The following is a 16,191-nucleotide window of genomic DNA, read 5'->3' on the forward strand; positions in this document are numbered from 1 at the left end:
GTACCGTCGAAAACCAGAATGTCCTCTCCGGCATCAGACCAGGTCAACAGGGTTCTCTTTGGCCAGCGCCCGGCGGGGGCCACTCGGCGCGACGAAAACCTCCTACGGATGCGGTCAACCCACCGACAGGGATCTTCGTCCCATTCACACCGGAACCCGAACAACGGGTTAAGGCGATAGAAACAGTGAACCGATCTATGACGAACGGCGCACGCACCCTTCAAGGGTGACCCCGCGCCCCTCGACCTCTCGTGCCCGGAACCCGCACGTTTCCCCCAAGGTCGGGCATTACATCCCCCAACTCTTCGCGAAGAGGGAGACGACCTTGCCTGAGAGCAGTACCTTTCCACGGCCGGCGCCCGCCACAAGGACGGTCGCGGTCGTCCTGGCCGGCGGCAGCGGCCAGCGCATCGGCCTGGCGACGCCCAAGCAGCTCCTGAAGATCGCCGGGAAGACGATCCTGGAGCACACGCTCGACGTCTTCGAGCAGGCCCCGCGCGTGGACGAGGTCATCGTGATGATGAACCCCGGCTTCGTCAACGACGCCGAGGCCATCGTGCGCAAGGCCGGGTTCACGAAGGTGACCCGGGTGCTGCCGGGCGGGACCTCCCGCAACGCCACCACCCAGCTCGCCCTGGACGCCCTGTCGCACCTGCCCGCCGACACCACCAACCTGCTGTTCCACGACGCGGTCCGGCCCCTGCTGTCCCAGCGGGTCATCGACGACTGCGTCACCGCCCTGGACACCTACCGGGCCGTGGACGTGGCGATCCCCTCCTCGGACACCGTCATCGAGGTGGACGACGACGTCATCACCGACGTCCCCACCCGCGCCCGGCTGCGCCGCGGCCAGACCCCGCAGGGCTTCCGGATGTCCGCCATCCGCGACGCCTACGAGCGCGCCTGGGCCGACCCGGGCTTCGAGGCCACCGACGACTGCACCGTCGTCCTGCGCTACTCCCCCGGCACCCCGATCCACGTGGTCGCCGGCGAGGAGCAGAACATGAAGGTGACCCAGCCGGTCGACATCTTCATCGCCGACAAGCTCTTCCAGCTCTCCTCGGCGGACACCCCCGAGTTCACCGACCAGGACCGCGACCGGCTGCTCGGCGGGCGGACCGTGGTGGTCTTCGGCGGCAGCCACGGCATCGGCGCCGAGGTCGCCGACCTGGCGGAGAAGCACGGTGCCCGGGTCTTCCGCTACTCGCGCAGCGCCACCCGCACCGACGTGGCCGACCCCGCGCAGGTCGCCGCCGCCCTGGAGCAGGCGCACAGCGCCACCGGCCGCATCGACCATGTGGTCAACACCGCCGGGGTGCTGCGCATCGGACGGCTGGACGCCACCGGCCCGGAGGCGATCGAGGAGGCGCTGCGGGTCAACTACCTGGCCCCGGTGCACATCGCCCGGGCGGCCTTCCCGTACCTCGCCCAGACCAAGGGCCAGCTGCTCCTGTACACCTCCAGCTCCTACACCCGGGGCCGGGCCGAGTACAGCCTGTACTCCTCCACCAAGGCCGCCACGGTCAACCTGACCCAGGCCCTGGCCGACGAGTGGTCCGAGGACGGCGTGCGCATCAACTGCATCAACCCCGAGCGCACCCGTACTCCGATGCGGGTGAAGGCCTTCGGCGAGGAACCGGCCGGGACGCTGCTCAGCGCCGAGAAGGTGGCCCGCACCTCCCTGGACGTGCTGCTGTCCGACCTCACCGGCCACGTCGTCGACGTCCGCCGCGAGGACCCGGTGGCCGCCGCCCGGGCGCGCGGGACGGAGGAGGCGAAGTGAACCGGCTCCGCCATCTGGGGGTGAACGGCACCGCGCTGGCCGTCCTTGCGGCCATGGGGCTCTCCTTCCTGCTCCAGGCCGTCGAGGTGGCCATGGCACAGGTCTGGGTGTTCGGGGTGCTGACCCTGGTCCTGTACACCACCGAGTGGCTCGTCGCCCAGCGCGTCACCGTGCTGACCAAGGTGCTCAGCCGCATCCGGGTGGGGCTCACCGTGCGGATGCTGCTGCGGCAGATCCTCCTGATCGCGCTGTACGTGTCCGTGGGGGCGATCGGCACCACGGCCTACTGGTCGACGTTCGCAGGGCTGGCCGCGTTCTTCGTGCTGTCCCTGGGCTACGACCTGATGCGGATGCAGATCCTGCGCCGCTCCCGGCTGCCGGTGCGGACCCGCAACCTGGACCTGTCGGCGCTGAACCTGCCGCAGGTCCCCCGGTTCGTGCGCGAGCTGCCGATGAACCGCGTGTTCCTCGCCGACTTCGCCCTGGTGGCGGGCGGTGTGGCGCACCTGGCCGGCGGACCGGAATGGCTCGCGGTCGGCGGTGCCGCGCTGAGCGCGGGCGCCGTCCTGGTACTGGCGCTGGCCACCGTGCCGACGCTCTTGGCGCACCTGCGCTTCCCCTCCGACGCCGAGGTCATCGAGGAGGTCAACGAGCGGCTGCGCGCGTACCGGCCCGAGGTGGTCCTGTACTTCACGTTCGGCGTGGGCAGCCAGAACGGCGTCTACCAGGCCAACATGTGGCTGGAGGCGGTGGAGCGGCTGGACCGGCGGGCCCTGGTGGTGTTCCGCGAGCACGCCAACCTGCCGCACCTGGAGCCGACCCCGCTGCCGGTCGTGTGCGTCCCGCGCGCAGACGACCTGGCCGCCCTGGACCTGTCCACGGTGCGGGTGGCCCTGTACCCGGGCAACGCGGGCAAGAACATCCACCTGGTGCAGCGCGCCGAGATCAAGCACGTGTTCGTCGGGCACGGCGACAGCGACAAGCTGCCGAGCAGCAACCGGGTCAGCCGGATCTTCGACGAGATCTGGGTGGCCGGTCGCGGCGGGCGCGAGCGCTACCGCAGGGTCCGGCACGCCATCGACGACCGCGACGTGGTGGAGGTGGGCCGCCCCCAGCTGGACGTGGTCAAGGGCCCGAGGTCGGCGGCCGAGCGGTCGGTGCCCACCGTGATCTACGCGCCCACCTGGGAGGGCGTGGACGACAACAACTACCTGACCTCGGCCGACACCGTCGGCGTGGAGCTGGTGGAGCGGCTGCTGGCCGACGGCGGACCGGTCCGGCTCATCTACAAGCCGCACCCGCTGCTGGGCAAGCGGTCCCCGCGCGCCGCGGAGGCGCACCGGCGGATCGTGGAGGCGATCACCGCGCACAACCGCGGCCTGGACCCGGTGACCCCGGAGGCCGAGCGGCGGCTGGCGGAGCTGCGGGCGCGGATCGAGCACTTCCGGCAGGAGTCCTCGGAGCGGAACCTGACCCCGGGCGACCTGGCCGGGTACCGGGACCTGCTGCGGCAGTGGCACGACCTGTACTGGACCTCCTCCGGACCGCTGCGCCACCACGTGGTCACCGACCCGTTCCCGACCCTGTTCTCGTGCTTCAACGAGTCGGACGCGATGGTCAGCGACATCTCCAGCGTGGTGGCCGACTTCATCGCCAGCGGCAAGCCCTACGCCATCGCGGACCTGTGGGACACCTCCGACGACGAGTTCCGCGCACAGTACCCGTCCGCGGGGGCCGGGTACCTGCTGCGCCCCGGCCTGGCCGGGCTGGACGAGGTCCTGGCGGCCGCCCGGGAACCGGCGGGCGACGCCATGGCCCGCCGCCGGGAGATCCTCAAGGAGTACCTGCTGGGACCGGACGAGCCGGACTCCCAGACCCGGTTCTCCGCGGCCGTGGACGCCCTCTACGAGCGGGGCCTGCGGGACTTCCCGCTCGGCACCTTCGCCGAGCCGATCCCGGCCGACCCGTTCCGCGGGGAGGAACCGGACGGGCCCGAAGGCGCCGCGCTCCCGGTCAACGTCCCCGACACGGAGAGAACGGTCTGAGACCCGTCCCTGGACCATGAGGAAGGGGCCGCGCGAACCATGCGCGGCCCCTTTCGCGTGTCCGGGCAACGTCCACTTATGACCTGATCGTCACCTGAACCGGTCCGTGAGTCATCTAACCCACAAACCACAGGTAAACCCCATATCCTGTTAAAGCGTCTTTTGTCTGCCCGGTGAAGTCTCGTCGAGCAGGGACCGGTCGCACACGACCTCCCCGAGCTTCCCTTGCGGTACGACCCCACCCGCAACTTCCCTTTCGGAGTCCAGCCTTGCCCAGCCATGCCACCGAGCCCGCAGCCCGATCCGTGACCCGCACCGTCGCCGTCGTCCTGGCCGGCGGCAGCGGCCAGCGCATCGGCCTGGCGACGCCCAAGCAGCTCCTGAAGATCGCCGGGAAGACGATCCTGGAACACACCTTGGAGCTGTTCGAGCAGGCCCCGCGCGTGGACGAGGTCATCGTGATGATGAACCCCGGCTTCGTCAACGACGCCGAGGCCATCGTGCGCAAGGCCGGACTGGGGAAGGTCTCCCGGGTGCTGCCGGGCGGGACCTCCCGCAACGCCACCACCCAGCTCGCCCTGGACGCGCTGTCGCACTACTCGGCGGAGAACACCAACGTGCTCTTCCACGACGCGGTGCGCCCCCTGCTGTCCCAGCGGGTCATCGACGACTGCGTCACCGCCCTGGAGACCTACCAGGCCGTGGACGTGGCCATTCCGTCCTCGGACACCATCATCGAGGTGGACGACGACGTCATCACCGACGTCCCCACCCGGTCGCGGCTGCGCCGCGGCCAGACCCCGCAGGGCTTCCGCCTGGCCACGATCCGCAACGCCTACGCCAAGGCCTGGGCCGACCCGGGCTTCGAGGCCACCGACGACTGCACCGTCGTCCTGCGCTACGCGCCCGAGGTGCCGATCCACGTGGTGGCGGGTGAAGAGCAGAACATGAAGGTGACCCAGCCGGTCGACATCTTCATCGCCGACAAGCTCTTCCAGCTCTCCTCGGCCGCCACCCCCGAATTCACCGAAGAGGACTACGCCGCACGGCTCACCGGCAAGACGGTGGTCGTGTTCGGCGGCAGCTACGGGATCGGCGCCGGGATCGCCGACCTGGCGGAGAAGCACGGCGCCCGGGTCTTCCGCTACTCGCGTAGCGCCACCCGCACCGACGTGGCCAACCCGGCCGACATCGCCGGGGCCCTGGAGCAGGCGCACAGCGCCACCGGCCGCATCGACTACGTCGTCAACACCGCCGGGGTGCTGCGCATCGGCCGCCTCGACCAGACCGACGACGCCGTCATCGAGGAGGCTCTGCGGGTCAACTACCTGGCCCCGGTGCACATCGCGCGCGCCTCCTTCCCGTACCTCGCCCAGACCAAGGGCCAGCTGCTCCTGTACACCTCCAGCTCCTACACGCGCGGACGCGGCGAGTACAGCCTGTACTCCTCCACCAAGGCGGCGACCGTCAACCTGACCCAGGCCCTGGCCGACGAGTGGTCCGAGGACGGCGTGCGCATCAACTGCATCAACCCCGAGCGCACCCAGACGCCCATGCGGGTCAAGGCCTTCGGCGAGGAGCCGGCCGGAACGCTGCTCAGCGCCGAGAAGGTGGCAGTCACCTCCCTGGACGTGCTCCTGTCCGACCTCACCGGCCACGTCGTCGACGTCCGCCGCGAGGACCTGCCGGGCATCGGCGGCGCCGGGGGCGCCAAGTGAGCAAGCTCCGCGAACTGAGCCGGGAGACCCTCTTCGGGGCGGCCCTGCTCGGCCTCACCTATCTGGCCATGCTCGCGGGTGTCATCACCGAGTCGTGGTGGACCTTCGCCATCGGGGCCGCGGGCAGCTACGCCGTGGACGCGCTGCTGCTGCACCGGCTCCAGGACCTGGCCAAGCTGGTCCAGCAGATCCGCCTGGGCATCACCCCGCGCGCCCTGCTGCGCCAGCTGCTCGTCCTGGGCCTGCTCATCACCACCACCAGCGCCACCTCCACCGGTATCGGCATGGTCCTGCTGGCGTTCCTGCTGCTCTTCGGACTCCAGCTCGTGGCCGGCATCGCCGCCAGGATGCTGCGTGCCTCGCGCAAGCTGCCGGTCGTCACCCGCAACATCGACCTGGAACCCCTGAACATCCCCGACAGCCCTCCCATGCCGCTCGTCCGCGAGCCCATGAGCAGGCTGCTGCCGCTGGACGCCTTCCTGGTGTTCGGCGTCGTGGGATACGTGGCGCTCGGTTCGGCGTGGATCGTGGCGGCCGGGGCCGTGCTGACCCTGGGCGTCACGGTCCTGGCACTGCTGATGCTGGCCTGGCACATCCGGCGCGCCCGCACCATCCCTTCCCCCGAGCAGGTCATGGAGTTCACCCAGTCCTGGCTGGACTCCTACCGGCCCGAGGTCGTCCTGTACTTCTCCGGGTCGGCCGACTCCGCCTACCAGGTGAACATGTGGCTGGACACGATGGCCCGGCTGCCCCGGCGCGGGATCATCGTGCTGCGCGAGCGCGTCATCGCCGCCCAGCTGGCGCCCACCTCCGTCCCGGTGCTGTGCGTCCCGACCTCCACCGACCTGATGGCGCTGGACTTCGGTCCGGCGCGGGTGGCCCTGTACCCGGCCAACACCGGCAAGAACATCCACATGCTGCGCAACCCGGTGATCAAGCACGTGTTCATCGGACACGGCGACAGCGACAAGATCGCCAGCGTCAACCCGTTCAGCAAGGTCTACGACGAGGTGTGGACCGCCGGCCGGGCCGGGCTGGACCGGTACGTGCGCGCCCAGGTGGGCGTGCGCACCGATGAGATCGTCGAGGTGGGCCGCCCCCAGCTGGACGCGATCCGCACCGACACCGCGCCCAACGCCGTCCGCACCGTGCTGTACGCGCCGACCTGGGAGGGGTGGACCGACGAGCCCGGCAACACCTCCCTGACCGACGCGGGTCCCACCCTGATCGCCCGGCTGCTCAAGGCCGAACCCGGGGTGCGCGTTCTGTACAAGCCGCACCCGTTCACCGGCATCCGCTCGGCGCAGGCGCGCCGCGCCCACCAGAAGATCGTCGCTCTGCTGGAGGCCGCGAACAAGGCCGCCGGCCACGGCGAGCCGGACACCCGCGAACTGGCCGCGCTCGACCGCCGCCTGGCCGTCTTCGACGACGACCGGGGCGCCACCGACGAGGCCCACAACTCGCGGGAGGAGGGCCGGACCGACCCCGGGATCATCGCCGAAGCGGCCGCCCTCGTCGACGACTGGCACCGGGTGTACTGGAAGGGCCGACCCGACACGGCGCACCTGGTCATCCAGGGGCCGCGGCCGTCGCTGTACTCCTGCTTCGACCAGGCCGACCTGCTCATCAGCGACATCTCCAGCGTGGTGGCCGACTTCGTCGCCACCGAGAAGCCCTACGCGATCACCAACTGCGAGGGCATCACGCACGAGGAGTTCCGCGTCAAGCACCCGACGTCGAGCGCGGCCTACATGCTCCTGCCCGACGGGAAGGGCCTGGACACCGCCCTGGCCGCCGTGCACCTGCGCGAGGCCGACGAACTGGCCGAGCAGCGGCGCGCACTGCGCACCTACCTGCTGGGGCCGTCCGACGTCACCTCCATGAGCCGCTTCACCGCCGCCGTGGACGACCTGTACACGCGCGCCGCCGACCTGCGGCCGCTCACCCCTCTCGGCGGGGAGACCCCCGCCGGACTCAGCCGCCCCTGACCAGGGCCTCACAAAGGCAACATCATGAAGCGCATCCTCATGCGGTCGAGGAAAGACCCGTTCCGCATCGTTCACGCGGGTGCCGCCATCGAAGAGAACGTCTTCGGTGACAACGCCGGGAACCTCATCTTCAGCCAGGCATCGCACAAACTGCTCCAGACGTCGGACACGGAGATCGTCTCCAACGGGTTCCGTGCCGACGCCTCCGAAGCGGAACGGATCAACGAGGAGTACGACGCGTTCGTCGTACCTCTGGCCAACGCCTTTCGCGTGTCCTTCGTCCCCCACCTCAACAGGCTGAGCTCCCTCATCGAGAAGCTGACCATCCCGGTCGTGGTCCTGGGAGTGGGGGCCCAGTCCGACCTGGACTACGGCCTGAAGCGCATGGAACGGCTGAACGAGCCCGTACGGCGCTTCGCCTCGGCGGTCCTGGACCGCTCCGCGAGCATCGGCGTGCGCGGCGAGTTCACGGAGCGGTACCTGAAGAGCCTCGGCTTCAACGACGTCGAGGTCATCGGCTGCCCGTCCATGTTCATGGACGGGGACCGGCTCTCCGTCACCAAGAAGGTGGCGGAGCTCGACTCCGACTCGGCCGTCGCCGTCAACGCCTCGCGCAGCGCCCTGGGCGCCGGCGACGTGGGCGGCATCGTCAGCTCGAACTTCGAGCGCTACCCGAACATGCGCTACTTCGCCCAGGAGACGAAGGACCTGGCGCTGCTGTACTGGGGCGACGCCTCCGGCGTGGAGGACCGGCACGACCCGATGCCGGTCCACCGGACCCACCCCCTGTTCCTCCAGAACAAGGTGAACGTCCACCTGGACCCGGCGACCTGGATCGACGCCCTGCGGGAGTACGACTTCTCCTTCGGCACCCGCATCCACGGCAACATCGCCGCGCTGCTCGCGGGCACCCCGGCCGTGGTCCTGTGCCACGACTCGCGCACCCTGGAGCTGTGCCGGTACTTCGACATCCCGCACCGGGTCATCCGGGACCTGCCGTCGGACGTGGACGCCGCCGACCTGCACCGGGAGGCCGACTACACCGCGATGCACGCCGGGCACGCCGAGCGGTTCGCACGCTTCACGGCCTTCCTGGAGAAGAACGGGCTCTCCCACGTGCACCAGCCCGGAGAGGACGGCGGGGCCGCGTTCGACGAGCACGTGCGCGCGACGGCCTACCCTCCGGCCGTGGACGCCTGGACCAGCGCCGAGGCGGGCGTGGGCGACCGCATCGGGTGGCTGCGCTCCCGCCACAAGGAGAGCGAGGCGGCCCGCACCGAGCTGACCAAGCGGGTGACCTCCCTGGAGAAGGACACCGAGCGCAGGTTCAAGGCCATGGAGAAGCGCCTGAAGGCCGCCGAGAAGGCGGCCCAGCAGCCTCTCACGAGCCGCATCCGCAGGCCCGTCGGGAGGATCCTGCGCAAGGCCGGCCTGCGCCGCTGACCCCGACCCCCGGAGACGACGACCGCGGTCCGCGCCCCACCGGGCGCGGGCCGCGGTCCCTTCGTTCCGGGCCGACCCGGTGAAGTCACCGGCTGGAACCTGATCACGACGAACACGGGAAACCTGCTGTCCCAGTGGTGCTCTTGCGACAAGCACATTTCTCTCACCAAGAACGATGATCTCAAAGGGTTGATTTTCACGCGCTAACCGGCCGATAGGCTCGGGGCGTGGCGTTCATCAAATGTGTCCGCACGACCTCCGGGACCAACACGGTGGTGCCGCCGCTGGTATAGGACTGATCCCAGCGGCGGGTGGACACGCGGCCCACACACAAACAGTGCGCCACCACAGTGGGCGGGATCTCTTCGGCCAGCAGGTCCACGGCTTACAGGCGGAGGAGTTTGCACATCGACATCGGGCGGCGGCGAGAACGTCACCGCACGCACACCTCATACCCTACGCGATATCTCCGAAAAGACCACGAGGCCTGCGCCCAACAGGCTGACAATTCACAACTTCACTAAGTTGGACTCAGGGCCATGGCTCGACGAGGCCAGCTGGGGAAACCTCAAAAATGGAGCTTCCCCAGCCGACACGAACGCCTATCCACACATCCCTGCACACAAGGGTTTCAGCGATCCCCTAAAACCTGCACGCAAAAGCCCCGCCAACCCATCCAATATCTTGACCTATTTCGTTCCCAGCCCATCCACCCAGCGCAACACCACTACCGACGCCGGCAACGGTGCCTGACGGGCCGGCAGCGGAACCGATGAGCCCAAATGCAGCACCATATATAACAGCATGCGGATATTTAAAAGCGTTCCCCACGAGGTTCACGTGAAGCTGTCGACATTGCTCATTATCTAGCGCGTAGGCTTCAAATGAACCCCCCGGAAGAAGCCTCCTTTCTTTTCGCATCCAATAAGGGCTCCTCGGATCAGCCACTCCGACTCCCTTGCTTTGCCGTGGAGCAATTTCAGGCCATTCATGCATCTCATCCGAGAGGCCGAGCCGTTCCGGCTTCCTGGGATTCTCAGAAGAAAATCCCTTGGGACCGTCATACATGCCAAGATTCTTGTCTCTCGAGGCGTTGCTCCGAGCAGCCTTTTCCCGGGCAATGCGATCTCGAGCGGCCTTGGCGGCAGCTGCCCTTCGGGCGGCGGCGATGCGCATTGCCGCGGCCTTGCGGGCGGCGTTGGCGGCCCTCGCCGCGCGGATCTGTGCAGCGCGGATCTTCGCAGCACGGATGGCGGCCTGGCGGGCCCGGTAGGCACGGATGGCGGCCTGGCGGATCCGGTAAGCGCGGATCGCGGCCATCCGGGCCTGGTAGGCGCGGATCGCGGCCTGGCGGGCCCGGTATGCAGCGGCCCACTTGCGGGCCTGGGAGAAGCTCTTGCGGTAGTACAGCCCGTCGGGGTCCGTGAACGACGTCGGGTTGTTGTTCGCGTACGCGTACCCGTTCATCTGCTGCGAGTCGCTGAAGTCGACGACCGGGTCCGCCGAGATGAACATCCCCGTCTCACTGTCGTAGGAGCGCGCCCCCAGTCGAGTGAAGCCGGCCTGTTCGTCGATCACTCCGCCCACGTACCCGCGTGAGTTCGGCCAGGTCCCGGTGGCGGTTCCGCGCTCCGTACCGAAAGCGGTGAACCTGCGGCGAACACTCTCGCCGGTCAGCGAGTTGATCGCCAACTGCCCGGTCTGGTGGTGGTCGGAGAAGATCCAGTGGACATCCCCGCTGCTGGAGCGGCTGGCGATGACCTCGCCCTCGTGCTCGTACAGGCGCGTCGCCTGGCTGGTGAGCTCCTCCTTGTTGAAGGAGACCTCCATTCCGGGCAGGAACAGCGTCACAGCGTTGCCATCGTCGCGGATCAGGCGTTCGCCTTCGGCGTCGTAGACGAACCGAGAGGTGTTGCCGCCTTCCCGGACGGCGGCGAGCTGCCCTTCGGCATTCCATTCCAGGGTCTGGTCACGGGTGGCGCTGCGCCGGGAGGTCATGTTCCCGGCCTCGTCGTAGGTGTAGGTGGCGAGACCGCTGTTGCCGTTGGAATCGACCTGGGTCACCGCGTGCGGGCGCTCCTCCCCCGCTCCGGGGCGGTGGTAGGTGCTCTCGATGTCCCCGGCCTCGATCAGGCCGCGGCGCGTCTCGGAGGTGCGGTTGCCGAGCGCGTCGTAGGTGTAGCTGTTCCAGTACGGCGCTGCACCGCCGACGTTCTCCCGTGCCGGTCCCCCGTCACAGGCCTGTTCGCCGCCCTGCAGGGAGGTCCACTCGTCGGTGAGGCGTCGCATGTCGTCGTAGGCGAAGCACTGCACGTCGGGGAGGAGGCCCTCAGCCGTGGGCTCGTCCTTGATGCTCAGCACGTTGCCGGCATCGTCGTAGGTGTAGGCCTGCTCGACGAGGGTGCCGTGGCCGACCTCGGGGTGGACCCTCGCCACCGTCACGCGGTCGGTCGCCGGGTCATAAACGCGGGTGGCCCAGGTCTCCCTGGCCTGACTGTTGCCGTCGTTGCGGTAGAAGGTCCGCTGCAGAATCTGTCCGCGGTGGGAGTAGGTGACCGCGTTCAGGTAATCCGTCCGGAAGGTTTCGCTCGCCCCGTGAATGCCGGTCACCAGGCCCGCCCTGTTATAGGCGTAGGTCACGACCTCTTCGGGCAGTCCGCCGGCCGCGGGCAAGGTGTTCGACTTGATGGTGCCGTCGGAGTTGTACGTGGTGCGGAACCGGTAGGGTCCGCCGAGTCCTCCGTTCTCCGGGGTCCGCGGGATGTAGACGGTGGTGGCCGTGGACCGCCCCAGGGGGTCGTAGGCGTGGATGGTGGTGGTGTACTGCTGCCCGTCGACATATCGGACGGCGTTGCTCAGTTGCCCCTTGGCGACGGTGTCGAAGGTCCAGGAGGCGAGCAGCGGTCCGTCCGTCCCGCCCTGGTGCTGACCGGTCTTGCGTCCCAGTGCGTCGTAGACGTACGAGACGGTTTCACCGCGGGCGTCGGTGCGGGAGACGAGGCGGTCGGCGTCGTCGTAGGTGTAGGTGGTGGTCCCCCGGTCGGGGTCCTCGGTCTTGATCTTGCGACCGCGCAGGTCGTAGTGGTTGCGCCAGACGTTTCCGGCCCCGTCGGTGATGGTGGCCACCTCACCGGCTTCGGTGTAGGTGTAGGTCAGAGCGGTGTAGTCGGCCTGGGGGGTGTCCCCTTCGTGCTGGCGCAGCTCGACCGTCTGGCCCAGGGCGTTCTTGATGGTGGTGGTCGGAATGGCCCCGTCGGCAGGGGTCACCAGAACGCGATCCCCCAGGTCCTGGGAATTGGTGCGCCACAGTTCCCCGCCGCGGGAGAGGGAGATGACCTCGACCGGGCGTTCCGCACCGTCGTAGACGGTCTCGGTGTACCGGGGAATGCGGTCGTCCCCTTGGGCCGGCTCGAAGAGCGTCTGCCCGGGCCCGGCCTCCTCGTTGTGGTACCCGTGGCGCTCCTTGATCTTCAACCCGCGGCCGTCGTAGAAGACGTCGCTGATCAGCCGACCGTCGCCGACGGCCGCCGGAGCCTGCTCCTGGCGCAAGCGCAGCAGCCCGTCGTAGATCTGGTAGGTGGAGGCGTAGGTGCCGTCCTCCCTGCGGGTGTGCGTGATGACCGCGGACGGCGCGTCGTTGCGCACGTGGTACTCGAACCGCATGGCGGGGTCGATTCCGTCCGCCTTCTTGCGGTCGGGCGTCCACACCTGGGTGAGGCGGCCCAGGGGGTCATGGGCCATGTCCGTGCGGTTGCCGTTGGGATCGATCTCGGCAACGGGCAGTCCGCGGAGGGGGTCGAAGTGTTCTGTATCGACGTGTCCCAGCGGATTGGTGGTGGTGACGGTGGTCGCCACTCCCCCTGCGATCTTCGGTGAGTAGGAGGTCACCGTGGCGTTGCCCAGGGCGTCGCTCTCGGAGACCGGCCGGCCGAAGGCGTCGTACTCGGTCTCCTGGACCGTCTGGTAGACGGCCGTGGAACCGTCATAGTCCTCGATGCGCTGAGTGGCGGTGGGCAGCCCGGCCGTGGGCGCCTGTCCGTAGCCCCGACCGTCGTAGAGCACCCGCTCATCACTGATGACGTCGCCAGGGCGCGAGGGGGTTGCACCGCAGCCCACAGCGACCTTCTCCGTCCGCGCCACGGCGTCCAGGATTCGCAGGGTGGTGTTGTCGGCGTAGGTGTAACGGGTGCACTGGTCGTCACCGGTGTCGTCGACATCCCCGTGGTGGTGGACCTGGGTGGTACGCCCCAGAGCGTCGTACTCGGCGGTCTCTTGTGTACGCATCCAGCCGCCGTCCACAGCGATGTACTGGGTGGTGGACGCCATCCCGGTCATGCGTGATTCGAGGGTGCCCCAGGAGTAGGTCCGCTGTGCGGTCACCCGGCTCCAGGGCAGGGAGATCGTCTTCTCGACGATGTCCCCGCCCGGTCCGTTGCGGGTGATCTCCTCCAGGGTGAACCCGTTGTACTCGTTGAGGTCGGTGTGCTCGTTGCCCTCACTGTCGGTCACCTTGACCGTACGGGTCCCGGTGGGCTGGCGGTCGCCGTGCATACCGCGGAAGAAGCGGTGCTCGGTCTCCGAGCGGGTCTCGTTCGGCAGGCCCTCGATCACGCGGACCTGCGCGTATCCGCGCCAGTCGGACCAGGTCCGGAGCTTGTCCCGGATGAACCCGTCGGCATCCCGGTAGCGCCAGGCGGCATCACCGACGTAGTCGTAGGTGGTGCGCCGTTCCGGCTGGTCGGTCACCAGGTCCAACTCGCTGACCTGGGTCACCACGTACTTGTGGAACCAGTCGGTGTACTCGCTCTTGCCGTCGGCGGTCGTGTTCACGACGGGGAAGCAGCGGGTGCCGTTGTCGTGGGGCGCAGGCGTCTGCGCCGGATCGCACTCGCCCCCCTCGTAGGTGATGTCGATCTGGCTGCCGCTCTCGGTGAGGATCTTGGTGATCCGCCACTTGAGCATGGGGGCGAAGCCGTCGTCGGTGGTATCGACCCGGTTCTCCATCGGCGTGCCGCCGAACTCCAGCAGCGGCATGCTCTCCTCGCCACCGACGTGGCCGGTGTGCTCGATGGATTGCAGCCACAGGTCCGGCGGAGTGCCGTCACCGGTCTGGGGGTAGGCGTGGGTCAGCTTCCAGGAGTCGACGTTGCGGTAGGTGGTGCCGTCGTGGACCTGGGTGGTGATGCTGTTCAGCTTCTTGCGGGTCCAGAAGGTGGGCGAGAAGCGGTTGGTGCAGTTCTGCCCCTGCGCGCAGTGCTGGTCGAAGGGCACGTCGGGCCAGTGGCTCGCGTTCGCGCTGGTGAACTTGTTCTCCGCGCAGTCGAAGGAGTCCGTGGGGATGCAGCGCTCGCCGACGGAGAAGTTCACCCGGCCCGGCGCGGTTCCGTAGACGTTGTCGGAGCGCAGGCCGTACTCGATGCGGTTGAGGTGACCACCGCGTGTATAGACGGTGGGGGAGTCGGCCTTCATGTTGCGGCCGTAGTAGTTGTTCTCCTTGGTGTAGTAGTACGTCATCACGTTGCCGTGCACGTCCACCACGTAGTCCAGGTTCCATCGCCAGCCCTGTTGGCACCACGAGTCCGCGAAGGAGGACTTGTTGCAGGGCTCCCCGGAGCCGTCCCCGTAAACCGGAGCGGTCCAGGCGGAATTGGTCTCGGTCTTGCCGCTCGAGTAGCCGGGCAGGCGGTTCATACCGAAGTAGTACTGGGTCCCGTCGGTGGTGGTGATACGCCAGTACTCGCCGTCGTTGTCACCGTTGGTGGTGCCGGTGAGGCGTTCGATCTCGGAGGCGTCGTCGTGACGCATGCGCCAGGTGCCGTCCTCGTCCAGGAACATCTCACCGGAGCGACCGTTGAGGGAGAACGTGGCGTTGTGGCGCGACCAGCACAGGTCCCCGGTCTTACCGGAGTCGGGCTGGCTGTCGGAGCAGGGCGCGTACCGGCGCTCGATGAACCCGGGGCTGTAGTTGAAGCCTTCACCGAGCCAGGAGGTCTGGTTGTTGGAGGAGGCGACCCGACCGTCGACCGACCCCGAGGAGTAGGTGAGTTCGATGCCCGGTGTCAGGTCGGAGGCCACCGGAGGCGTGTCGATCGGGTAGTTCCAGGAGAAGTCACCACTCTGGAGGCCCACATCCCAACTGGACGCGGCCGCCAGGTCGGTGGCCTTGTAGTCGCCCCGAGGGCTCTCCCCGGCTGCGGCGACGGCCAGAAGGAGGCCCTCGCCGGCGAGCGCGGGAACGGTTCCGCTGACGGTGCGCGCTTCGGCGTCGTTGTCCGTCGTGAAGAGCTGCGGAGCCCGGTCCTGACAGCCGGTCCCCTCCTCGGCCAGGCAGGGGTCCACTTCGATGAGTTGGAGCCGGGCCCCGAAGTCACCGCCGAAGGCGTCGGCGAACTCCGAGTAGTCGACGGTCAGGTCGACCGGGCCGACTCCGGCGTGGCCGTCGGCCCGGGTCACCCGGAGCAGGAGCCCATGGACGCCGACCGCTTCGGCGGTGTCCTGACCGAGGACCTCGACGTGGACCGATTCGACCGGAGCGGCCTCCTCGACCGTCTCCTCTTCTTCCTGTTCCACCTCGACGTCAGGAACTGCGGGTTCCTCGGCTTCCGGAGACGGTTCCGCCTCAGGAGCCGGCTGTTCGCCGTCCGTCTCCTCTTCGGCCTCGGGTCCGGTCTCCGCCCCACCGTCCTCCGGGCCCCGCTGCGGTTCCCGTTCTCCGGTACCGTCGCCGCCTTCCTCGACCGGCGGTTCCATACCGGTGGTGGGTGCGATCCGCGTACCGTCCGGGTCCGCCTCTTCCGCGGGATCGGTGGAAAAGACCTCCGCCTCGGTCTCCGTCCACGTGGAGAAGCCGTCCTCCGTGACCTGGGAAACGGTGACCAGGCCTTCGACGGCCTCGACCTCCGCGCCGGGCTCGGCCAGCTCGGCTTCTCCGGCGGCCTCCTCCGGCCAGGCGTACGCCGGCGGCTCGTCCAGGTCGGCCTGGGCGACGGTGTCCTCCCCCTCCGCGGCCAGGGTGAACGGCCCTTCGACATCACTGCCGGGTACCGATTCCTCGTCCGTGGCCTCGGGGCGGGTGTTGTAGGTGAGAGAAGCGGCCGGTGCCGCCTGCAGGAGGGCGCCCACCATGACCAGTGCCGCCGTGCAGGTCAGAGGTCGCTTGACCAGTCGGACCAATCGGCTGTTCGCCATGACCCGGGTCGCGGGTGGAGAGGCGT

The 16,191-nt window shown here is 68.6% G+C and carries 6 protein-coding genes; 5 read left to right on the plus strand and 1 reads right to left on the minus strand.

Features of this window, described 5'->3' with window-relative positions:
- The first annotated feature begins 325 nt into the window (after positions 1-325).
- From K1J57_RS05265 to K1J57_RS05285, 5 genes are all read left to right on the plus strand, one after another.
- Positions 326-1,783 carry a bifunctional cytidylyltransferase/SDR family oxidoreductase gene (locus K1J57_RS05265; protein ID WP_220563355.1) on the plus strand — a complete coding sequence of 486 codons (1,458 nt, stop codon included), beginning with the start codon at positions 326-328 and terminating at the stop codon, positions 1,781-1,783.
- Positions 1,780-3,828 carry a glycerophosphotransferase gene (locus K1J57_RS05270; protein WP_220563356.1) on the plus strand — a complete coding sequence of 683 codons (2,049 nt, stop codon included), beginning with the start codon at positions 1,780-1,782 and terminating at the stop codon, positions 3,826-3,828. The genes K1J57_RS05265 and K1J57_RS05270 overlap by 4 nt, the downstream gene beginning before the upstream one ends.
- Before the next feature lie 305 nt (positions 3,829-4,133).
- On the plus strand, positions 4,134-5,546 hold the full coding sequence (locus K1J57_RS05275; RefSeq protein WP_220563357.1) for a bifunctional cytidylyltransferase/SDR family oxidoreductase: 1,413 nt from the start codon (positions 4,134-4,136) through the stop codon (positions 5,544-5,546).
- Entirely contained in the window at positions 5,543-7,534 is a 1,992-nt protein-coding gene (locus K1J57_RS05280; protein WP_220563358.1) for a glycerophosphotransferase, read from the plus strand. Before K1J57_RS05275 ends, K1J57_RS05280 begins: the two co-directional genes overlap by 4 nt.
- Before the next feature lie 24 nt (positions 7,535-7,558).
- On the plus strand, positions 7,559-8,977 hold the full coding sequence (locus K1J57_RS05285) for a polysaccharide pyruvyl transferase family protein (RefSeq protein WP_220563359.1): 1,419 nt from the start codon (positions 7,559-7,561) through the stop codon (positions 8,975-8,977).
- Between the two features lie 642 nt (positions 8,978-9,619).
- Here the strand turns inward: K1J57_RS05285 and K1J57_RS05290 are convergent.
- The gene (locus tag K1J57_RS05290) at positions 9,620-16,165 is read right to left on the minus strand and encodes an RHS repeat domain-containing protein (RefSeq protein WP_220563360.1); all 6,546 of its coding nucleotides are present in this window, start codon (positions 16,163-16,165) and stop codon (positions 9,620-9,622) included.
- Between the last annotated feature and the right edge of the window lie 26 nt (positions 16,166-16,191).

Origin of the sequence: Nocardiopsis sp. MT53 (assembly GCF_019598965.1) — a bacterium.
Taxonomy (GTDB): domain Bacteria; phylum Actinomycetota; class Actinomycetes; order Streptosporangiales; family Streptosporangiaceae; genus Nocardiopsis; species Nocardiopsis changdeensis.